Source organism: Rhodococcus sp. T2V (assembly GCF_029269925.1).
GTDB lineage: Bacteria > Actinomycetota > Actinomycetes > Mycobacteriales > Mycobacteriaceae > Rhodococcus_F > Rhodococcus_F koreensis.
In genome coordinates, this window is the sequence record NZ_JARJBD010000052.1 from 1 (window position 1) to 19962 (window position 19962).

At 65.9% G+C, this 19962-nt stretch carries 27 protein-coding genes and 2 tRNA genes; 2 read left to right on the top strand and 27 right to left on the bottom strand.

The genetic code is table 11. The features are described from left to right. Positions 1–436: 436 nt before the first annotated feature. The 18 genes from P3H15_RS33275 to P3H15_RS33355 form a co-directional block, all read right to left on the bottom strand. The gene (locus P3H15_RS33275) at positions 437–727 is read right to left on the bottom strand and encodes a hypothetical protein (protein ID WP_276141140.1); all 291 of its coding nucleotides are present in this window, start codon (positions 725–727) and stop codon (positions 437–439) included. A 339-nt stretch (positions 728–1066) separates the two neighbouring features. Beyond that, a complete protein-coding gene (locus P3H15_RS33280) occupies positions 1067–1363 on the bottom strand; it encodes a hypothetical protein (protein WP_276141141.1) in 297 nt (98 codons plus the stop codon). Beyond that, positions 1363–1767, bottom strand: a complete 405-nt coding sequence (locus tag P3H15_RS33285) for a hypothetical protein (protein ID WP_276141142.1) — start codon at positions 1765–1767, stop codon at positions 1363–1365. The genes P3H15_RS33280 and P3H15_RS33285 overlap by 1 nt, the downstream gene beginning before the upstream one ends. 304 nt (positions 1768–2071) lie before the next feature. Next, positions 2072–2371, bottom strand: a complete 300-nt coding sequence (locus tag P3H15_RS33290; protein WP_276141143.1) for an HNH endonuclease — start codon at positions 2369–2371, stop codon at positions 2072–2074. After that, positions 2371–2571 carry a hypothetical protein gene (locus P3H15_RS33295; RefSeq protein WP_276141144.1) on the bottom strand — a complete coding sequence of 67 codons (201 nt, stop codon included), beginning with the start codon at positions 2569–2571 and terminating at the stop codon, positions 2371–2373. The genes P3H15_RS33290 and P3H15_RS33295 overlap by 1 nt, the downstream gene beginning before the upstream one ends. A gap of 162 nt (positions 2572–2733) precedes the next feature. Continuing rightward, positions 2734–3558, bottom strand: a complete 825-nt coding sequence (locus P3H15_RS33300) for a hypothetical protein (protein ID WP_276141145.1) — start codon at positions 3556–3558, stop codon at positions 2734–2736. Between the two features lie 26 nt (positions 3559–3584). Then, the gene (locus tag P3H15_RS33305) at positions 3585–3752 is read right to left on the bottom strand and encodes a hypothetical protein (protein WP_276141146.1); all 168 of its coding nucleotides are present in this window, start codon (positions 3750–3752) and stop codon (positions 3585–3587) included. After that, positions 3749–4153, bottom strand: a complete 405-nt coding sequence (locus P3H15_RS33310; protein ID WP_276141147.1) for a helix-turn-helix domain-containing protein — start codon at positions 4151–4153, stop codon at positions 3749–3751. Before P3H15_RS33310 ends, P3H15_RS33305 begins: the two co-directional genes overlap by 4 nt. Continuing rightward, positions 4150–4350 (bottom strand): hypothetical protein, encoded by a 201-nt coding sequence (locus tag P3H15_RS33315; protein ID WP_276141148.1) that lies wholly within the window; start codon positions 4348–4350, stop codon positions 4150–4152. Before P3H15_RS33315 ends, P3H15_RS33310 begins: the two co-directional genes overlap by 4 nt. Then, the gene (locus tag P3H15_RS33320) at positions 4347–4670 is read right to left on the bottom strand and encodes a hypothetical protein (RefSeq protein ID WP_276141149.1); all 324 of its coding nucleotides are present in this window, start codon (positions 4668–4670) and stop codon (positions 4347–4349) included. Before P3H15_RS33320 ends, P3H15_RS33315 begins: the two co-directional genes overlap by 4 nt. After that, on the bottom strand, positions 4667–4921 hold the full coding sequence (locus P3H15_RS33325; protein WP_276141150.1) for a hypothetical protein: 255 nt from the start codon (positions 4919–4921) through the stop codon (positions 4667–4669). Before P3H15_RS33325 ends, P3H15_RS33320 begins: the two co-directional genes overlap by 4 nt. Continuing rightward, positions 4918–5274 carry a hypothetical protein gene (locus tag P3H15_RS33330; protein WP_276141151.1) on the bottom strand — a complete coding sequence of 119 codons (357 nt, stop codon included), beginning with the start codon at positions 5272–5274 and terminating at the stop codon, positions 4918–4920. Before P3H15_RS33330 ends, P3H15_RS33325 begins: the two co-directional genes overlap by 4 nt. Then, a complete protein-coding gene (locus P3H15_RS33335) occupies positions 5271–6629 on the bottom strand; it encodes a DUF3631 domain-containing protein (RefSeq protein ID WP_276141152.1) in 1359 nt (452 codons plus the stop codon). Before P3H15_RS33335 ends, P3H15_RS33330 begins: the two co-directional genes overlap by 4 nt. After that, complete coding sequence (locus P3H15_RS33340) at positions 6626–7354, bottom strand: bifunctional DNA primase/polymerase (RefSeq protein ID WP_276141153.1); 729 nt, start codon at positions 7352–7354, stop codon at positions 6626–6628. Before P3H15_RS33340 ends, P3H15_RS33335 begins: the two co-directional genes overlap by 4 nt. After that, on the bottom strand, positions 7351–7560 hold the full coding sequence (locus tag P3H15_RS55845) for a DUF6011 domain-containing protein (protein WP_369426212.1): 210 nt from the start codon (positions 7558–7560) through the stop codon (positions 7351–7353). Before P3H15_RS55845 ends, P3H15_RS33340 begins: the two co-directional genes overlap by 4 nt. A gap of 188 nt (positions 7561–7748) precedes the next feature. After that, entirely contained in the window at positions 7749–8000 is a 252-nt protein-coding gene (locus P3H15_RS33345) for a hypothetical protein (RefSeq protein ID WP_276141154.1), read from the bottom strand. After that, a complete protein-coding gene (locus P3H15_RS33350; RefSeq protein ID WP_276141155.1) occupies positions 8000–8296 on the bottom strand; it encodes a hypothetical protein in 297 nt (98 codons plus the stop codon). The genes P3H15_RS33345 and P3H15_RS33350 overlap by 1 nt, the downstream gene beginning before the upstream one ends. An 84-nt stretch (positions 8297–8380) precedes the next feature. After that, the gene (locus P3H15_RS33355) at positions 8381–8599 is read right to left on the bottom strand and encodes an AlpA family transcriptional regulator (RefSeq protein WP_276141156.1); all 219 of its coding nucleotides are present in this window, start codon (positions 8597–8599) and stop codon (positions 8381–8383) included. Between the two features lie 127 nt (positions 8600–8726). Between P3H15_RS33355 and P3H15_RS33360 the strand changes: the two genes are divergently transcribed. Then, on the top strand, positions 8727–9191 hold the full coding sequence (locus P3H15_RS33360) for a helix-turn-helix domain-containing protein (RefSeq protein WP_276141157.1): 465 nt from the start codon (positions 8727–8729) through the stop codon (positions 9189–9191). Further along, entirely contained in the window at positions 9178–10275 is a 1098-nt protein-coding gene (locus tag P3H15_RS33365; RefSeq protein WP_276141158.1) for a tyrosine-type recombinase/integrase, read from the top strand. Before P3H15_RS33360 ends, P3H15_RS33365 begins: the two co-directional genes overlap by 14 nt. Positions 10276–10356: 81 nt before the next feature. Here the strand turns inward: P3H15_RS33365 and P3H15_RS33370 are convergent. The 9 genes from P3H15_RS33370 to P3H15_RS33410 all read right to left on the bottom strand — a co-directional run bounded on the left by P3H15_RS33370 (position 10357) and on the right by P3H15_RS33410 (position 19895). After that, a tRNA-Ala gene (locus P3H15_RS33370) sits at positions 10357–10429 on the bottom strand. Between the two features lie 120 nt (positions 10430–10549). Further along, a tRNA-Ile gene (locus P3H15_RS33375) sits at positions 10550–10623 on the bottom strand. A gap of 131 nt (positions 10624–10754) precedes the next feature. Then, positions 10755–12161 carry a DUF3566 domain-containing protein gene (locus P3H15_RS33380; RefSeq protein ID WP_276141159.1) on the bottom strand — a complete coding sequence of 469 codons (1407 nt, stop codon included), beginning with the start codon at positions 12159–12161 and terminating at the stop codon, positions 10755–10757. Beyond that, positions 12161–14683 (bottom strand): DNA gyrase subunit A, encoded by a 2523-nt coding sequence (gene gyrA, locus P3H15_RS33385; RefSeq protein WP_276141161.1) that lies wholly within the window; start codon positions 14681–14683, stop codon positions 12161–12163. Before gyrA ends, P3H15_RS33380 begins: the two co-directional genes overlap by 1 nt. Positions 14684–14834: 151 nt before the next feature. Continuing rightward, on the bottom strand, positions 14835–15677 hold the full coding sequence (locus tag P3H15_RS33390; protein ID WP_276141162.1) for an MHYT domain-containing protein: 843 nt from the start codon (positions 15675–15677) through the stop codon (positions 14835–14837). Positions 15678–15688: 11 nt separating this feature from the next. Next, on the bottom strand, positions 15689–16240 hold the full coding sequence (locus P3H15_RS33395; RefSeq protein ID WP_005249094.1) for an ATP/GTP-binding protein: 552 nt from the start codon (positions 16238–16240) through the stop codon (positions 15689–15691). Between the two features lie 13 nt (positions 16241–16253). Beyond that, a complete protein-coding gene (locus P3H15_RS33400) occupies positions 16254–16628 on the bottom strand; it encodes a DUF742 domain-containing protein (protein ID WP_087554944.1) in 375 nt (124 codons plus the stop codon). 7 nt (positions 16629–16635) lie between these two features. Further along, positions 16636–17052: a roadblock/LC7 domain-containing protein gene (locus P3H15_RS33405; RefSeq protein WP_005249096.1), complete on the bottom strand. Its 417-nt coding sequence runs from the start codon at positions 17050–17052 to the stop codon at positions 16636–16638. Continuing rightward, on the bottom strand, positions 17049–19895 hold the full coding sequence (locus P3H15_RS33410) for an ATP-binding protein (protein WP_276141163.1): 2847 nt from the start codon (positions 19893–19895) through the stop codon (positions 17049–17051). The genes P3H15_RS33405 and P3H15_RS33410 overlap by 4 nt, the downstream gene beginning before the upstream one ends. Between the last annotated feature and the right edge of the window lie 67 nt (positions 19896–19962).

A 19962-nucleotide genomic window follows, 5' to 3' on the forward strand; every position in this document is an offset into this window, starting at 1 on the left:
CGCCTACGGGCAGGTTTCGTGTCCGCCCGTGGGCAGAAACCAATGTCCCTTGACAGATCTCGAATGACACCCACATCAGAGAGAGTCGAGTGGACGCCGGCAATGCAGGCCTGGCTCGACGAGGTGACGTCCCGCGCCAAGCCCCTGACTGTTCGTCAACTCGACGTAATCCGGGAGCAGTTGACGAATTCCCACACACCTGAAACTCATCGCGAACTGCGGAGATGAACTCCGTGGATGCCCACGTTGTCGGCGTCAGCAACCTGGCTGGTCAGCGCGTTCTCTCAACCGTGGCGAATTCCACCATGGCTGCTGCACGAACTGGCGGCAAGGTCGGCTTCCCTCCGACCCCGCCGCCAGTGACACGGAAGGTACCGCGGAGTTCTGACACACCGCTTAGACCTGATCGGGATCGAACACCGGTCAGCCTTGTCAGCTAGGTGACATGGCTGGAACCGTCGCCGTACAACCCACGCGGATCACCAGCAAGCCACGCCTGATTCTGCCAATCGGCCCTGTCGGCGATCTCGGCATACTCCCGGTCACGTGCAGCCATACGCCGTGTGTGGTGCTGCCACAGCGCGATACCCACCCTCACAACGATGAAGATGCAGACGCCGGCCAGGATCAACGGCCACAACAACTCGAGCGCCCGGACAACCAACCCGAGCAGCAACAGAATCCCGAACAGTGTGAGCAAAGGATTCGACCGACGACTGCGACTCATGGCGGGCCCCTCGCGACGTGAAGACAACCATGATGCACCCGATCACCGACAGCCGGACTGGAGGTGGGGGGCCCAAATCTCGCACCCCACCCGGGGGACCCTCGATCGAAGCGACTGCCACCCGCAAGCCATAGTGGCGCTTCTCTCCCCACGAGCATTGAGGGACTGAGCTGGGGAAACGAGATTCAGCCTTGCGCGGACCGACCCTGTAACCCGTACAGGATCCGAGGCGGTATGAGATTCGTGTGGGGTCATAACCTCGATCGGGGGTCCCCCGGTGGGGTGTGCAGATAGCGCACCCCCTTGTGGGTCGAGACGTTGAGAGGTCCCCGAAGGACTTCACGAATTCGGACCGCCGGCGGTGTCGGGATGGATCTGCAGTTCGTTATTCTCGGTCAGCACGTACCGCTGCGCTTTCATGCCGACGCGGGCGAACTGCATCGCCGCGGCCTGGTCGACAGGGAGCAGTGCAGTCAGCAGTTCATCACTGTCGGTCACGACCGCGGCGCCGGCCGCCGTGCGGGCAGCCCGGGCGCGAGCACCAGGCGTGTCCCAACGTTGGGCGAACTTCTCCCGGTACGTGATCAGTGCGTCACGGATGGCGTGGTCCTGGCGTCTACCTGGCCGGCGCGCCATCACTTCGCCTGCCCGACACCGTAGGCGCTGCCGTGGTGCCGCTGATTCGCTGCGGCCCGTGCAGCCTGCGTCGACGGCAGCCCACCAAGGGGCCGGCCAGCATCCTCATCGGTCAGTCTGATTTGCTTCAGCAGGGCAGCGATCTGCGACCGGCACGCCCGCACCTCAGAGAACAGTCCATTGACCACGGGCTGCCCCTGTGACCCCTTCACCACGAGGTCGGCGGACCCCAATTCGGCCTCCAAACGGGCCAAATCGTCCGCGGAATGGCACGCATCGCGCAGTAATCGGAGCTCCCGAACGTCCAATACGAGGCCATCGTCGGCCACCTGACCGGTAATCGAGTTCCACAGCGCCTTGCCGGCATCACCGATCCCGGCGGGTGGCCTGGGTTTCTTCACCATCGGATTCTCCTCACCGGGCGTCGAAGCCTGAAACGACTCGGCACCTCTGACCTGCACAAATGCAATGCCCTTCCGGGTGCGGCCCTCAGATCCCCTGAGACCGATTCGCCCACACCAGCACCCGACCGAGCGCCAGACGGCAGGCACCGACCACGCCAGGAACCGGTACTCCGAAAAAACGGGACTCCCGAGCAAGCACGCAGATCCGTTACCGCTATGAGATTCGTGGGGGAAGATCGGAGGGAACCTGAGTTACCCCCCGTACGCTGCAGATTGCGACCCCCTGGGGCCTTCTGTGCCGTCCTCATTTGAGCCCCGGATGCTTCTCGGTGGGTAGCTTCAGGCGTGCCCTCATGCGTGCTCTGCCGCGTGCTGCTTCGGCCTGAGTCTTGGGCGTATGACAGCGGCGGCATAAGAGTCTGGCGTTGCTCGGGTCGTCCGTGCCGCCCTCTGCCACGCTGACGATGTGGTCGAGGTCGAGTGCTGTCTCGGTGCCACTGATTCCGCACTGCCGGCAGTGGTTGCCGTCGCGGAGGATGATGCTTTTGCGGAGTACGCGCCATTCGCTGGTGCTGGTGCGTGGATCTCCTGCGCCCCAGGCCATCAGTACCTCCCGGCCACGCTGGAGGCGGTGCGGGCGCAGCTGTAGCAGGATGCGTGGTCGCCGCTGGTCATCACTGCGTTGCCGGTGCAGTTCTTGTAGTTGTAGTGGCACTGACCGCCGGCGGCGGCGATGGTGGCTTTCTCTGCGCGTGTCGGTGTGCGCCAACTGTCGGGGTAGTTGTCGTCTTGGTAGCTGGCCATGTGGTTCTCCTGTCTTGGGGTTGAGCGGACCCGACGTGGTGGTCGGGTCCGCTCGGTGTGGCGCTGGTTCGGCCTCGCCGGAAAGGGTGGGTCGTGGGCCGTCCATCCGTTCCGCTCCCGACGTCGTCGACCCGTCAGGTGGTGTGGTTGACGCCGTGTCAGTCAGACCTTGAGGCCCTCAGGTAGGCCCTGACCCTGCTCGACCTCACGCTGACGGGCTTCACGCTCGGCGTTCTCGTAGACGTCGAGAATCGCGTTCGCTTCGGTGGGGGTGTTGAGCCGCAGCGTCGTGTGCTGGAGGACGAACTGCCAGCGGCCTCCCCGTCGGCCCTGCTGCCGCAGCGGGTCGAGTGCCAGTGCGGCGTCCTGAATGTTGCCTCGTGGCCCATCCATGAGGAACGCGACCTTCTGGCAGTCACCGCGGCGTTCGAGCTGGCGGTTGCCCACGATCTCGGGACCGTCACCGTCCACTGCCAGCCACGCGATGATGACGTTGAGGATCTCGTCGAGGGTGCGCCGGTGCTGAGGCAGTGTGCGCCACACCTCGGCGGCTTCGGCACCCATGTCGATCACCTGGTCTGCGGTGGCTTCGGGTGAGAAGTGATTGGATGCGTTGACCATGGCCGCGGCTGCGGTGTCGAATGCCGGCCGCAGGGACTCGATCACAGCGTCACCGGACTTCCCTTTCAGCTCGTCGTAGAACCGGCGGATGAGTGCGAGTTCGGCGCTGAGTCGGATCTTCGCGACCTTCTCGTTACCGCCGTCCGTGGTGGTGGCCTGCTCGAGCAGCTTCGCTGCCGTGGTGGGGGTGAACTTTCCCTCGGCGATTGCATTGGTGAGTGCGGCTGTGGGGTCCGGTGCGGTCCAGGCCTTGAGTGCGTCGAACCCTGTGAGGGTGTCGGCCAGGGGCTTCGGGATGGTGCCGCCCAGGCGGGTGACGGACTCGGTGAAGCGCTTGCATGAGGCGGGGGTCATCGATCTGAGCATCAGTTGCTCCTTCTGTTAGTCGGTGTTCAGCGTTTGGGCTGGCGGGTGCGGGCGACCATCGCGGCGAAGTCGTCCTCACTGAGTGCGGCGAGGTAGTCCTCTACCCCGCGCTTGAGTTCCCGGGAGGGGTTGGTCCGGCCCGGGATCCGCCAACTGTCCGGATACGAGTCGTCCTCTGCCTGCTGTTCGGTCATGCGGCTTCTCCTGCGTTGGCGTGCGCTGCATAGGCTTCGACCACGGCGCGGTCGAAGATCCAGCGGCCGGCGGTGCGTCGGCCATCGAGGGAGGCCGCGATGCGCTGGACGTGGCGTGGACTCACGTTCAGGACCTCCGCGGCTTCTCTCGTGCTGATCAGTTCCACATCCGATGATTCATCGTCGGGGGGTGGTGCGACGTCGTGATGTCGCAACGCGGACAACGCATCTCGGTGACATTCACCGAGCAGAGCCTGTAGCCGGTAGACGTCGGGGCGGACGGCGTGCCCGTTGCGTTCGGCGGCCCGGATCCCGGTCGAGACGAGCCAGTACGCATCCGCGATGGCAGGTCCCTGCAAGAGCAACGCGTTACCGAGCTTCTGGACTGCCGGCCCGTTCATGACAGTCGGGCCCTGCGTTTGGCGCGGAGTACCTCAATTGTGGTGATGACCTGTTCCGCGAACTGCACGGCATCGGCTTCGCTGAGCAGGACATTGACGCCGCCGATGGTGATCGTGAGGTTCCGTGCCGATGCGGAGACAGTGAGGTCGACCTCGGCTTCTAGGTGGATCTTGGCGTTCACAGCGGGCCCCGTCATCGGTCCCTCCGCCCAGGCTCAGCGGCATCAGCGAGGGTGTTGAGCGAGATCGCCAGGAGTCGAGCCTCGCTGGCATCGAGGGACCACTGACCGATCTCGATACGTGCGCCGCTCAATCCATCCGGGATGAATACCGCCGTGACCGGGATCGTTTGCCACTCGTCGAGCACGGTGTGCCGTAGTTCGTGGTGGTGCCGTTCTATCAGGAGTCTCGGCGCGTCCTCGTACGTCGGCTGAACTGGGTCAGCGGGCAGCTCGGTCCAGGGTGCGATCGGTGTCTCGACAGGTGGTCGCGGATGTTCCCAGAACTTCTCGGTCATGACGCTTTGGCCTCCATCATCTCGGTCTGTTGTGCCTGGCGTTCGGGGCACTGCCACGCCTCGGGGCAGCCGGCGCATAGCTTCTCGGCCGCTGCCTGGCGTGGTCGGGTGCCGTCGTTGCTCTCGTCGTGGTCCTCGTCGAACAGTTCGTGTCGCCCGATGCACGCGGCCCCTGGGAGTGATGGACGTTCGCTGAGGATGGTCTCGAGGAGTGCGACCCAGTCGCGTTCCACGTTCTTCCGGGCGGTCACGGGGTGCCCCAGACACACGCAGCGATCTCGCGGGCGCGGTCCAGGTCTCCGTCCTGAACGGCGTCCCGGAGAGCTAGCAGTGTGTTGACGTCACCGGTGCCGTCCACCTCGGGCGAGACCTTCGAAGTGACATGTCGAAGGTCTCGAGCAAAGGCCTCGGCCACCTGGTCGGCAGTCTCTCGGTCGAAGTAGGTGCCGTCAATCTTCAGCACGACGTCGAAACAGTCCTTTTCCACCTCCACGACAACCACTTCCAGCCAGTTGCGTCGGCTGTCGAGGAAGTCGTCAGCGCTCATGACGTCGTCCTTGATCTCGGTCATTGGCACCAATGTCACTGCGCGCTTCTCGGTCATGCTGCGTCTCCTCCGATGGTTGTGCCAGACCCGAGCCACTGCCCCGGCTGACGGCCAGGCGTGCGAACGGTCGGGTGGGGTGAATCGATCCCTGGCTCGGCAGCGGCATTGAGGCGCGCCGCAATCTGCTCGGCCCTGGTCGTCCGAACACCGGACGTTGAGCCGCTTTCGTGGGTGTCTTCTTCGAAGTGGTGCAACTGGTCCGAGTGGTGCATCTGGGGGTCGCGTGCACCACTTTCACCGGTTGTGCCACTTGCACCACTTCGATTCCGACCTATGCCCAACCGGTGCCAGACCGGTGCGAGGATGGACCGTGAGTACCCACGAGAACCTCTGCCACCAGGCCGAACGGTGGTTACCTTCGATGCCTGCGCGACCAATTTCGCCATCCGGTGTGGTGTCAGCTCTTTGCCGTAGCTGCTCCGCTCGCCCCAGTACTCGGGGTTGTGACGGATCAGTTTGACGATGAGGTCCTGCGAGGGCGCGAAGTCCTCACCTTGCGGCCAGACTGCATGGAGGTCTGTCAGCAGAACCATTCCGGGGGGAAGGGTAAGCAGGCCGGCGTCCCGCTCGCTGGCGTCCTCGGCGAGGTTCCGTGAGATCAGGTCGTCTGCGATGGCTGGCCAGTGACCTCCGGCTGCGACCGCAACCCGCTTGAGCGGCCTCCACTTCTCTTTAGCCCTACCCATGCACCCTGCCGGTAGGTCGACTGTCATGCCCTTGATCTCGTCACGGACACCGTCTGCGAAGGAACTGATTCGAGCCGCCAACACCGCCGCGTCATCCTCGAGCAGTTCCCAGTCCGAGTCTTCGATCACTCCGTCTAGATCGGGCATCAACAGCACTCGGATCGATCGAGATCGGGTGTCGTCGGGCAGGCGAGGACTGTTGCCGGCCATCGCAACTGGGCAGAAGGTGGGCATCTCCCGGACCTCCCAGTTCCCACCCTTGGCGGGCACCAGCACGGGCCGCGTGGCCCCGCGTCTATAGCCGGAGTTCAGAATCCCGATCAGGTCCTCAACTCCAGGCTTGTTGGGTGAGAGGGACCTATCCACCTCGTCGATTAGCACGGTTCGGACACCGTTCTGCAGCAATCGGACCAGCAGTGCCGGCGACGATAGCGAGGCGGCCTGTACCGATGCGCAGCACAAGCGCTGGAGATGATCCAGCACAGTTGTCTTTCCGCTCCCTGGCATCGTGGAGTCGATGAGAAGTCGGGGCGTCGTATAGGTCTCGAGCGCAACGTGGGTACTCACGGTCCACAAAGCCAGCAGGCTCAGATCCCGATCGTCTGGCACCGCAATGAACCGCCCGAACCACCCTTCGATGTCGTCGAGGACCTCCGCTCCGCTCATGCAGCCCTCCCAGTAGTGCGCTCGGCGCTCCGCAAGCACGTTTCGATTTCTCTCTCCTCTAGTCCCGTGGACAGAGCAGCCGAACGAATCTCGTCCACAACGTCACTGCTCCCCCGTTCGAGTGCCCTGCAGAACGCCCAGAACGTGATCGCATTGCGGCCACCACCTTGGGCTTCAGCGACCTTGCGGACCACACCGCTGTTCCGGACCTCGGGGCGTGCCCGGGTGGGCTGCGGAACGTAGTTGGGAACCTCTACCAACGGGAGCAGCTGCAATGGCAACGGTGCGATCGGAAGGTCACGTTCGATCCGGTACAACTCCCCGGTGTCGGGGTGAACGGATCCCGGCATGACGGTGTATCCGGTGCGCCAGGTCTTCAGGTCGATCCCCTGATGTCCCTGGAGCTTCCCTCGTACCTTGCCTGGGAAGCGGAAGGGCACGTGTCGGCCACCCGAACCAGTCCGGATAACCATCGTGTCGGGAATCCCTGGCATTCCGAGGGACTCGAACAGTGCCTCCAGATTGCCGCCGTTGCGCGGATCCTCGTCGAGGAACATGACACCCTCGCAGGTGCCGCCCCAGTTGCATCGCGGGTATCTGCGGGCCTGGCGTTCGATTACTGCGCGGTCGGTGGTGAAGTCGTGGAATCCACCCGGCAAGAACGCCTTCTTACCCTCGAGGGGACCGATCGCGAACCCGAGGTCGAGCATCCTGGTGGGGATCATGCGGACCTCCCGAGCTTCGCTGCGCAGCGCGGTCCGAGGTGGCGCCTGACGGATTCCGGTGCGACCAACCATGTGCCGCACACGTGGCACTGGACTGCCAGCCGGAATGCGTGGCCTCGCAACGCGGCCTGGAGGAGTTTGTCGGCGGCATCGATGAGGTTCTCGTCGAACTCAGGAGCCTCTGTCGTAGTATCTGGTGTTGGCATTTGGGGTGCCTTTCTTTGGTTTAGCTGGGGCGAAGCTGTGCGGGCTTTGCCCCAGCTCGCGTTCGGTGGCTGATCCCCGTGGTGGTAGTTGGCGTGATCTCAGTTGCGGTTGAACCGGGCGAAGTCGACCGCGATCCATGCGACGCTCTGGACGAGCACGAACCCTGCGAGAGCGAGTTCAAGGGCGCTCATTGGAGACCCTCACGGACTTCGGCTTCGGTCTGGACGCGCTCAGCGTCACGAACGAGAGCCTTGACCTCCTCGCCCTCAGCGGAAGCAAGCGCGGTGGCGATTGAGTCCATGAGATCGACGGCGTCCGGAACGGTCAGGTGAGCGGAAACGTCCGAGCCGAGCCAGATGACGATCCGTTCGACGTCGGCGTTGTACTTCACCCGAGGCGGATCGGTGACGGGCTGAACGAAGTGCACCGAGGAGGTCATCAGTTGTCCTCCGCATGGTTCTGGTTCTGCCACGTCCGGTAGAGGTCCGTCAGCGCGGTGATGAGGTGCGGTATCTCGCTCGGGTGAATCTCAGCGCCGCCACCGGAGTACCGAGGGGCCTCGAACAGCACCGACACCGCCGGCTCATCTCCTCGACGTTTGATCTGCTCCAGGGAGATCTCGAGGGTTTGGTCGCCGGAGCCGATTGCAGTCGTGGACAGCTTCGTGATGTCGACGATCGACTCGAGGGCGAGATAGGCGGCAGCCTCTTCGGACAGACGCGATACAGTGTTCATGGAACATCCCTTCAAGAGGTGATTGGATTCCCTGCCCTCGATGCCCTGGCCGGCGTCGGGGGCGTTTTTCATCGTGGGGCTCATTTAGGCAGCACCCGGGCGGTCGTCTGTGCGGGTCATCGTGTTCGCATCGATCCAGGCATAGAGGTCATCCCAGTCGTAGAACACGCGCTTTCCGAGTTTCTTGAACTTCGGCCCGGTCCCCTTGTAGCGCTCCTGCGCCAGGCTCGCCTCGCTGATTCGGCGATACGCGGCAATCTCTTTGGGTGTGGCGAGTGGGATTCGCCTATCAGACTGAGTCATGTCCCAACCCCTCGTAGTGACTTGGTATCGCATCATTTCGATGCAACATGACATCATCATGCAGAGTTTGTTCGAGTGAGTCAAGGTGATCTGGCAATCGATCACTTTGATAGGGCATACTTCACTCATGGCTGAGAAGAAGAACCCGCTGGGTCCCATCGGCGAAATCGCCGCCGGCAATGTGAAGCGACTTCGAGAACACCACCGACTGTCGTATGCCGAACTCAGTCGTCGACTCGCAGACCTTGGGCGTCCAATTGCACCCTTGGGACTGTCACGTATCGAGAGCGGCGAGCGGCGAATAGACACAGATGACCTCGTTGCGCTCGCGATCTCGTTCCGAGTGTCACCGCTGGCGCTCATCCTCCCGAGGGAGTCGTCGACACTCACCCCCGCGGGCGAGGTATATGACCAGCAGGAAATCTGGGAGTGGGGCCAGGGCACGGATTCACTTGAGCCCGACCGAGACGACCCAGCGGCGCAGCTCGCTTTTATGCGGGAATCGAATCCACTGCTGTATGCCAAGGTCATTGAGACGAAGGCGTTGAACGATCGGAACCTGCCGAAGTTGGTCGACGATGGCGACGATTGAGTCATACGACACGAAGGCCGGCAAGCGTTACCGAGTTCGCTACCGGACGCCCGACCGCAAGCAGACCGACAAGCGGGGTTTCACCACCAAGCGGGCCGCTCAGGACTTCGCGGCGACAGTGGAAGTCGAGAAGCTCACCGGCTCGTATATTCCTCCGTCGGCCGGGCGTGTCGCGTTCGGTGAATGCGCCGAGCTGTGGATGGCCGGCAAGGTGAATCTGTCGGAGTCGACACGGTCGCGATACCGGTCCGCTCTCGACGTGCACGTGCTGCCAACGTTCAAGGCCACTCCCCTGTCCGACATGAGCCGCGAGAAGCTGCGGCGCTGGGTAACGGCGATGTGCGAGACCAGCTCGGCCGCGACGGTGCAGAAGAACGTCGGCGTTGTGCGCCAGGTGCTCGAGCAGGCTGTCGAGGACTCGCGGATCGTCGCAAACCCTGCGACCGGCCTGGACCTCCCCACAATCGAGCACAACGAGATGCGGTACCTCACGGTTCAGCAAGTGAACTCACTCGCCGATGCGGCGGACCAGCACTCGCTGCTCTGCTACACGCTCGCCTATTGCGGACCCCGGTTCGGTGAAGCTGCAGCGCTGCAAGTCGCCGACGTCGATCTCGACCGCCAACGTCTCCGGATCCACCGGTCGGTGACCGTGGTCGACAGCAAGCTCGTGTTCTCCTCCACGAAGTCGAACAAGGGTCGAGATGTGCCCATCCCAGGGTTCCTCTGCGAGCTATTTGAGAAGCGCCTCGATGGCAAGAGCCCAGAAGCGCTCGTATTCCCGGACTCGCGGGGCGGGCCTATGCGGGCGAACAACGTGAGGCGCCGGTGGTGGAACACGGCTGTGGAGAAGTCGACCGCACCGGAAGGGCTCACACCGCACGAGATGCGCCACACGTGCGCGTCCCTGGCGATCACTGCGGGAGCGAACATCAAGACGCTGCAGAGGATGCTGGGCCACTCCTCGGCGGCACTGACGCTCGACCGGTACGGCCACCTGTTCGACGACGACCTCGGAATGGTCGGCGACCAGCTCGACAAACTGGCTCGAGGTGAGCTGCGATCACTCCGAGTTGTCGGCTGATGTGGGCAAAATGTGGGCAGGACAGCAAAAGAGCCACCTTCCCGTTTCCGAGAAAGTGGCTCTGACCTGCTGTCCAACTTGTGGAGCCTAGGAGATTCGAACTCCTGACATCTGCCTTGCAAAGGCAGCGCTCTACCAACTGAGCTAAGGCCCCGTTACCTCGTGCCACACCTCGTTGCCGCGGAGCAACTTGGTCAGTCCGATTGCCACCAGCACTCCGGCTCCCACGAACAGGAGGACCTTCATGCGACTGACCTTTCACCGGCACCAGGAGTGGGCCTAGGAGGACTTGAACCTCCGACCTCTTCGTTATCAGCGAAGCGCTCTAACCGCCTGAGCTATAGGCCCCTGAAGTCCGGAAACTCATCTCGCACAGTTCCCTGAACCGAGTCGGAAGATTACCCCACCGGACCGGCAACTACCAAAACCGGTCCGGCGAGACGCTCTTTTCCCAGCTCAGTCCCTATCGGTTTTCGCGTTCAGTCCCGGTCCGCGAGCGTCACTTCGACGCCCCCGACGAGATCCGAACACAGGTTGTAGATGAACGCGCCAATCGTCGCCAGCGCGGTGAAGAGCACCATGTTGGCGAGTCCGATGACGGCGGCGTATCCGAAGACCTGCCCGGCCGTCACGAGCCCGTCAGAGCTCGACTCCGCGACGATGTCGGTGAACGCATTGTTCAGGCGGTCCCACACGCCCATCCCGTCCAGGACGACGTACAGCAGACCGACGGCCACCATCCACACGAAGAACAGCGACACCGAGATCACGGACGAGATCTTCAGCGTCGACCACGGGTCGATCTTGCGGACCTGCACCGACGCGCGGAGGGCCTCACCCTCCTCGACCCGCTGCGGGGCCACGGCGATCTTCGGCTGCTGCCCCGTGGCCGCCGCCCCCGGCAGGGGGTGCTTGGCCTCGGACAGGTCCGGCATGTCCTTGGGGAGGACGTCCCGGTTGATGTGCCGGGTGGGTCCGTCGATCGCGGACGCCTTCGCCTTCGCGGCCTCCCGCTGCGTCACGGCCCCCGCCGCTGCGCCGGACACCGCACCGACCGCCGCGGTGGCAGCCGTCGCGGACGCGGTGCGATTGGTCTCCTGCTTCTGCGCGGGCTGCCCCTTGGCCGGTGCGGACGAGTTCGCTGCCGGCGACTTCTGCGTGGACACGGCCTGGGTGGGCACGGCCTGGGTGGGAGCACCCGGGTTCTGTCCGCCCTGCGGTCGCTGCCCCTGGGCTGCGCCCTCGGGCTGCGACTTCTGCGGCGAGGTGGTCTGCGAACCGCCCGCAGCCTTCGCTGCCGCGGCACCCGCGGCAGCCGCGGCAGCCGTTCCTGCACCGTTGACCGGGTTCGGCTGCCCCTCCGGGCGTGAGGCCTGCTTCGCTCCCGCCCCGCCCTGCAGGGGCCGCTTCAGGTTGGTCTGCGGCTCACGCTGCATTCCCCGCTGCCACGGCGGCGGCTGATTTCCCCGGACGGACTCGGTGGGCGCACCACCCGCGGGAGCCCGGTTACCGGGGGCCTGCTGCGGTGGGGCCTGATGCCCGGGGGCGTGCTGATTCGGAGCCTGACCCTGCTGCGGGACGGACCGGCCCTGCGGGGTCTGCGTACGCGGACCCTGATGCTGGGGCGTCGACGGAGACCGGGCCGGATCGGCCGGAGCCTGCCGATCCGGTCTCGCGTCGGGAGCACCGCCCGGCCGGGCAGCCGGCCCCGCCTGAGCGGGGCCACGACCGGCTGACGCCTGCGGCCCCTGCGGCGCGGAACCCTGCTGCGGGTTCGGTCGCGCCGACCCGTTCCCGGGAGTCCGGGAGGCCTGCTGGTCGGGTCGCGCCTGATTGGCGGAACCCGGGTTCTGCCGGTCACTGCCTGGCTGGTTGGGAGTGCTCACTAGGACTCCTTAGCTCCTTTGCCGCTGCTCTCGGCGTTGTCGTCGGTCTCGTCGGGTTCGTCGGCATTGCGCGCGATCGCGAGCAGGGTGTCGCCGTCCCCGAGGTTCATCAAACGAACACCCTTCGTCTGCCGACCCGCCTTGCGGACCTGCTTGGCGGCGGTGCGGATGACCCCACCGCCCGACGTGATCGCGTAGAGCTCGTCGTCGTCGTTCACGATGAGCGCTCCGACCAGGGTGCCACGTTTCTTGTCGTATTGAATCGTGAGTACACCCTTTCCGCCGCGTCCCTGGACCGGGTAGTCCTCCATGCCGGTGCGCTTCGAGTAGCCGCCCGACGTCGCCACCAGCAGGTAGGTCCCCTCGCGCACCACGTTGAGCGACAGCAGTTCGTCGTCGCCGTTGAATCGCATGCCCTGGACGCCGGACGTGGCGCGTCCCATCGGGCGCAGCGCCTCGTCGGTGGCGGAGAAGCGGATCGACTGTCCCTGCGCGGAGACGAGCAGCAGGTCGTCGTCGGAGGAGCAGAGGACCGCGCCGACCAGTTCGTCCTCGCCGCGCAGGTTGATCGCGACGATGCCGCCGCTGCGGTTCGAGTCGAAGTCGGTGAGCTTGGACTTCTTCACCAGACCGTTGCGGGTGGCGAGAACCAGGTAGGGCGCGTCCTCGTACGTCTTGATCTGGATGACGCTCTGGATGCGCTCGTCGGGCTGGAACGCGAGCAGGTTGGCGACGTGCTGTCCGCGGGCCGTGCGGCTCGCCTCCGGCAGCTCGTACGCCTTGGCCCGGTACACGCGGCCTTTCGTGGTGAAGAACAGCAGCCAGTCGTGGGTGGAGCTGACGAAGAAGTGCGAGACGATGTCGTCCTGCTTCAGCCCGGCGCCCTGCACACCCTTGCCGCCGCGCTTCTGCGAGCGGTACAGGTCGGTCTTGGTGCGCTTGGCGTAGCCGGTCTCGGTGATCGTGACAACGACGTCCTCGCGGGCGATCAGATCCTCGTCGGCCACGTCACCGTCGGCCGCGATGATGCGGGTCCGGCGGTCGTCGCCGTGCTTGTCGACGATCTCCTTCAGCTCGTCCCGGACGATCCGGCGCTGACGCTCGGGCTTCTCGAGAATGTCCTTGAGGTCGGCGATCTCCCGCTCGATCTCGGCGAGCTCGTCGATGATCTTCTGACGCTCGAGGGCGGCGAGGCGGCGCAGCTGCATCGCGAGGATCGCATCGGCCTGGATCTCGTCGACAGTGAGCAGCTCCATCAGGCCTGCACGCGCGATGTCCACGGTCTGCGACGCCCGGATGAGCGCGATGACCTCGTCGAGGGCGTCGAGGGCCTTCACCAGTCCGCGCAGGATGTGAGCGCGTTCCTCGGCCTTGCGGAGCAGGTACTCGGTGCGCCTGCGGATGACCTCGACCTGGTGGGCGACGTACAGCCGGATCATCTGGTCGAGGCGCAGGGTGCGCGGCACGCCGTCGACGATGGACAGCATGTTGCAGCCGAAGCTGGTCTGCAGCTGGGTGTGCTTGTACAGGTTGTTGAGCACGACCTTCGCGACCGCATCACGCTTGACGGTGACGACGATGCGCATACCCGCGCGGTCCGAGGACTCGTCGTGGATGTCGGAGATGCCGGCGATCTTCGCGTCGCGCACCTGCTCGGCGATCGACGTGATCAGGTTGTCGGGGTTCACCTGGTAGGGCAGTTCGGTGATGACGATCGTGGTGCGCCCCTTGGCGTCCTCCTCGATCTCCACCACACCGCGCATACGGACCGAACCGCGACCGGTGGTGTAGGCGTCGTGGATGCCCTGGCCGCCGACGATCAGGCCGTGCGTCGGGAAGTCGGGGCCCTTGACGCGTTCCATGACCGCGGCGAGGGTGGACTCCTCGTCCGCTTCCCAGTTCTCCAGGGCCCAGTAGATGGCCTCGGCGACCTCGCGCAGGTTGTGCGGCGGAATGTTGGTGGCCATACCGACGGCGATGCCGCCGGAACCATTGATCAACAGGTTGGGGATACGGCTGGGGAGAACTGACGGTTCCTGTGTACGACCGTCGTAGTTCGGGGTGAAATCGACCGTCTCGTGGTCGATCTCCCGGAGCATTTCCATCGCCAGCGGAGTCAGCCGGCACTCGGTGTACCGCATCGCGGCCGCGCCGTCGTTGCCGCGGGAACCGAAGTTGCCCTGGCCGTCGACGAGCGGGTACCGCAGCGACCACGGCTGGGCCATGCGGACGAGCGTGTCGTAGATCGAGGCGTCGCCGTGCGGGTGATAGTTACCCATCGTCTCGGCGACCGGTCGCGCAGACTTCACATAACCGCGATCGGGCCGGTACCCGTTGTCGTACATCGCGTACAGAACGCGGCGGTGCACCGGCTTGAGGCCGTCCCGCACGTCGGGCAGCGCGCGGCCCACGATCACGCTCATCGCGTAATCGATGTAGCTGCTCTGCATCTCCTGCTGAATGTCGACGGGCTCGATGCGGTCGTGCCCCGGTCCCTCCGGCGGCAACGTTGTGTCGGTCATGAGCTCCTTCTTCTACTCGGCTTGACGTCTCCTCGCGGACTCGCGGTCCAGCACGACGTCGCGCAACCACCCGAGTCTATAGGTGCAGGTCAGCTATGAGGGTGAAGGACTCGGGTGCGCCCGGGAATCGGTGCCGCAGGAGTCGCCCGATCTACTGGAGTTCGAGCTCCCTGCCCTGCGTCTCGGCGGCGAGGGATTCGGCGGCGAGCATGTCGGCCTCGAGTTCGAGCTCGGCGGCGACACGGTCGGGCGCCATCAGCAGGGCGGTGATCGGGATGGTGACCACCAGCATGCCCAGCACGAAGACGGGGAACAGGATCGAGAACACCTCGAGGCCGTCCGGACGCGCCACGGCCTGGTCGACGGCAGCGCTCAGCCCGAACACGCCGGTGTAGTGCATGGCCACCAGTCCGGCGGCCACGACCACCGACGCCACCAGCCGCAGCGTGCGCGACTCGAGGGCCGAGATGGACCACATGATTCCGGCGCCGACGACGAGGCCGATCACGGCGGACGCCGAGGTCAGCAGGATGTCGGAGTTCACCGAGCCCTGGATCTCGAGGGAGGCGACGATCGCGAGGTCCATTCCGGTGAACCCGATGCCGAGGAGCACCGCACCACCTGCGAGGCGGCCGATCTCCACCGTTGCACTCGGCAGCCGGTGCTTCGTCGGCGGCGGGCTGATGATCAGCAACGCGACCGCGGCGGCCGCGACGGGCACGACGAACGAGATCACGATCCACAGGACGTCGTAGCGCACCACGCTGCCGTAGACCTCGAACCCGACCATCGCGATGTAGTGCGGCAGCCACGCGCCGATACCGCCGATGGACAGCGCGCCCCACGCCAGCCACAGATACCGCTGCCTCGGGTTCGGCGCGGTCACCGCCTTGCGGGCGCTGGCGATACCGACGAAGACGCCGATGAACGACGTGACCGCGGCGAGGGCGACGATCCACGTGCCCATGGAGAAGTGCTGCAACTCGTCCGACATGTTTCGAATCCTCAGTACGCGGCCGTGTGGAGCTTGGTCAGTGCGTATTCGGTGATCGCGACCAGGGCGCGTTTCGCCGATTCCCGGTCACGCGCGTCGATCGGGATGATCGGCACGTCCTCGGAGATCGCGAGGGCCGCCCGAATGTCCTCGATCGGGTAGCGGGGGGCGTCGTCGAACTCGTTGATCGCGACGAGGAACGGCAGCTGCCGGGCCTCGAAGAAGTCGACCGCCGCGAAACTCTCGTCCAGCCGACGGGTGTCGATCAGGACGATCGCCCCGATCGCACCGCGGATCAGGTCGTCCCACATGAACCAGAACCGGTGCTGACCGGGCGTGCCGAACAGGTACAGCACCAGGTCGTCGGCCAGGCTGATGCGACCGAAGTCCATGGCGACGGTGGTCGTGCCCTTCTGCGGTGTCGCAGCCAGGTTGTCCACGCCGTCGCTGGCGTTGGTGACGAGCGCCTCGGTGCGCAGCGGGACGATCTCGGAGACCGCCCCCACCAGCGTGGTCTTGCCGACGCCGAACCCGCCGGCGATCACGATCTTGGTCGAGGTCACCCGATTGCGGGGATCAGATTTCGCGAAGTCCACTGAGGACCCTTTCGATGAGTTCACGACGTTCGGAGTCGGTCGAGTCTTCCTTCAGGGTGGCCAGGATCTGAAGATGACCGGCCTCGACCAGGTCGGCGACCAGGACGCGTGCCACTCCGAGGGGCACACCCACCCGGGCGGCGATCTCGGCGACCGACGGCGACTGCTGGCACAACGCGACGATGGCCGCGTTGACGTCGTCGAGTTCCCACTGCCGGTCCACCGACTGCGGCAGTGCCTGAATCAACGCTTCGAGCGCGAGCTCGACCGCGGGCCGGGTCCGGCCCGACGTCAGCGAGTACGGGCGCACGATGTTCGGGCCCGGCCGCTCCGAGTGGTGGTCGTTCATGGGCATGGGCTGGTCAGAGACCCTGCGGGGTGCGGGCCGTGGCCTGCACCGATGCGCCGACGCGGTCGACCAGGATCGCCATCTCGTAGCCGACCTGCCCGATGTCGCACTCGGCGTCCGTGAGCGTCGCGAGGTGCGAGCCGTCGCCGACGCTCATGAGCAGCAGGTACCCGTGCTGCATCTCGACCACCGACTGCAGCACGCCGCCGCCCTCGAACAACCGGGACACGCCGGCCGACAGGCTGGCGAGCCCCGACGTGACCGCGGCCAGCTGCTCGGCCCGGTCGATCGGGAGGTGGGCGCTGGCCGCCATCAGGAGACCGTCCGCGGACACCAGCACGGCGTGCGAGACACCGGGGACGTCACTGGCGAAGTTCGAAACCAACCAGTCGAGAGGTCGCGTGACGTCGGATCCATGAGCGGTGTTCATCGGTCTCCTTCAATGCTGTTACGTTCCGCGAGCCTCGTGGCCCTGCCGTTTCGGACGCCCTGCTGGTGACGACTGAGATTGGCGCGAATTGTCTCGGGGTCGCGCACCCGGCGCAGGGTCCCCGTATTGTGCGCGCCTTCGACCGTGCCGGGAACCAGCCGGTCGCCGGGGCGCCGCTTCGGCAGTCCGATCTCCGGGTCGACCTCGACGGGGGTCTCGCTGATCCGTTCCGCGGCGGACCATCCGGCGTCGCCGGCGGAATGCCAGACGCCGGGTGCGCCCTCGGCGCCGGTCGGATCGGTCAGCCAGTCGGACACCATGTCGGAGAAGATCGGGGTGCCGCCTCCGGGCCGCGGGGTCGCCGCCGCCTGGGGCGGATCGATCCGCGACTGGAAGAACGACGCGGTCTTCGCTGGGTTGGTGCGGTAGCGGTGCCGGACCGGTGCCTGGTCGTCGCCGTTCGACGACGGGGGCGCCGGTTGTTCCGCGGTCCGCGCCTCGACGCGATTCTCGCTGCGGGGTGCTTGCGGTGTGTGCTGCGGCTGCGATTCCGCCGGCGCCGTCTCCGGCCGCGATTCCGGGGTCGCCGCCTGCGGCCGCCGTACGGGCAGCTTCGGCATCGCTCCGGATCCGCGGACGTTGACGGTGTCCTGGGACTGCGCGGCCGGGGCAGCAGCCGACGATCCCGCGCCGGCCGCGATGCCGCTGGCACCGGGCTGCCGTCGGGGCAGGCTGGTGCCCGACGCCGTCGTCACCGCACCCGCGGAAGCCGGGCTCGGCGCAGGCGGAGGCGTGGACGGGCTGCGGGTCGGCAGTCCGTTGCGGGTGGCCGGCAGCTGCGGGTTGTCCTTGCGCGGCGCCGGGGCCGCAGGCGCCGGGATGGCGGTCCGGACCGGTGCCGCGGGAATCTTCCGCTGCGGTCCCGTGTCCTGCCGCGCGGCCTGCGACACGATCAGCGCGTTCGGGATGTGGATGCTGACGGTGACACCCGGGTTGCGGGCGGTGTCGAACGTCGACCGCAGGCGCACGGTCAGACCGTGCCGCTTCGCGAGTCGGCTGACGACGAACAGGCCCATGTGGCGGGCGGTCTCGGGACCGACCTCGCCACCCGACGCCAGGCGTTCGTTGACGGCGCGCATGTCGTCGGCGGGGATACCGATGCCGCGGTCCGCGATCTCCAGCAGCACTCCACCGTCGACGGCGCGAGCGAAGCTGAATGTCACCACCGTGTCCGGCGGCGAGGCGCGCAGCGAGTTGTCGACGAGTTCGGCGAGCAGGTGCACGACGTCGGTGACGACGCTGCCGCTGAGCGCGCCTTCGGGGGTCGCGCCCATCTGGACGCGCTGGTAGTCCTCGACCTCGGAGATCGCGGCGCGCAGCACGTCGCCGAGCGGGATCGGCGCCGCCTGCGACCGACGCACCCGGGTGCCGGCCAGAATCAGCAGGTTCTCACCGTTCCGGCGCATACGCGCGGCGAGGTGGTCGAGCCGGAACAGGCTCTCGAGCCGCTTCGGGTCCTTCTCCTCGAACTCGAGATTCTCGATCAGGCCGAGCTGCTGGTCGACGAGCGACTTGCTTCGGCGGGCGAGCGTTTCGAACATGTCGTTGATCTGCAGACGCAGTTGCGCCTGCTCACCGGCGAGCTTCAGTGCCTGCCCGTGGATGTCGTCCACGGCGCGGGCGAGCTGCCCGATCTCCTCGGACGAGTGCACGGCCACCGGTTCGAACGACAGCCCCCTCGGATCGTCGCTGGCCTTGATCTGCTCGATCGCGTCCGGCAGGTCGCGGCGGGCGGCCTTCAGCGCGCCGTACCGCAGTCGGCGGATCGGGCCGATCAGCGACCGCGACACGAGGAGCGCGAGCACGAGCGCGGCGAGCAGCGTTCCGAGGACGATCGCCGTGTCACGCAGCGCGGCGGACCGGGTCTCGGCGGCGCGGATCTGCACGGTGGACGCGATGTCCTTCGCCACGTCGCTGGTCAGGTCCTGGTAGATGTCGCGGCTGGCGATGAGCGAGGAACGCAGCTGCAGGATGGGCAGCACCCCGCCGCGTGCCGCGTCGGCCAGACCCCGGTCGATGAGGGCGTTGCGGTCGTTGATGTTGTTCCGCAGCGTCTGGAGCCGTTCGTCGCCCTTCGGGTAGTACCGGTCGAGGACGTCGAGGAGGCTCGATTCGGCGCCGGCGGCGGCGACGACGGCCGAGGTGGGAATGTTGCCTGTGCGGGCTTTCTCGCGTCCTTCGGGACTGGCGTACACGTCCTTCACGATCACGAGACCCATGGCCTGTTCGAACAGGCGGCGCTGCGCCTGCCAGGCGTTGGTCAGCTGGTAGCCCTTGTCGACGACTTCGCTGTCCTCGATGGGACGGACGATGTCGTCGACCTCCCGGATGAAGTCCGCGGCGAACGCGCGCTGGCGTTCCGCGAGCAGATCGGTGGCGACACCCGGAGAATCCATCAGGTTGAGGAGGGCCCGGCCGTCCGAGACGGTCTGGTTGATGGAACTCGCGACAGCGGGATCCAGTTCGGGGTTCCGGGCCTGTTCGGACACGTCGTTCATCAGGGATTCCGCGGCCGCACGGTCTTCCTTGGTGAGGGTGCCCGAGGCGTAACCACTGGTCACGGTACCCATCGAGGCCTCGAGGGCCACGATGTCCGGGACGACGACGATCTGGTCGGCGGCCTCGGTGAAGTGGACGGCGTTGCTCAGCTCGCCCTGCACGCGGAGCCCGCCGAGCACCATGGCGACGGTGACGGGAACTGCGAGTACCGCAGTGACCTTCCACCGCAGGCCCCAGCCCTCGATATCCCAGAACTTTGCCCGGGGCGGCGAATCGTCGCTCATCCCACGCTTCCTTTCCCACCACTCATAGCTTGTCGCTCTGTGCTCGTGACCCCGCCCGCGAGAGGGC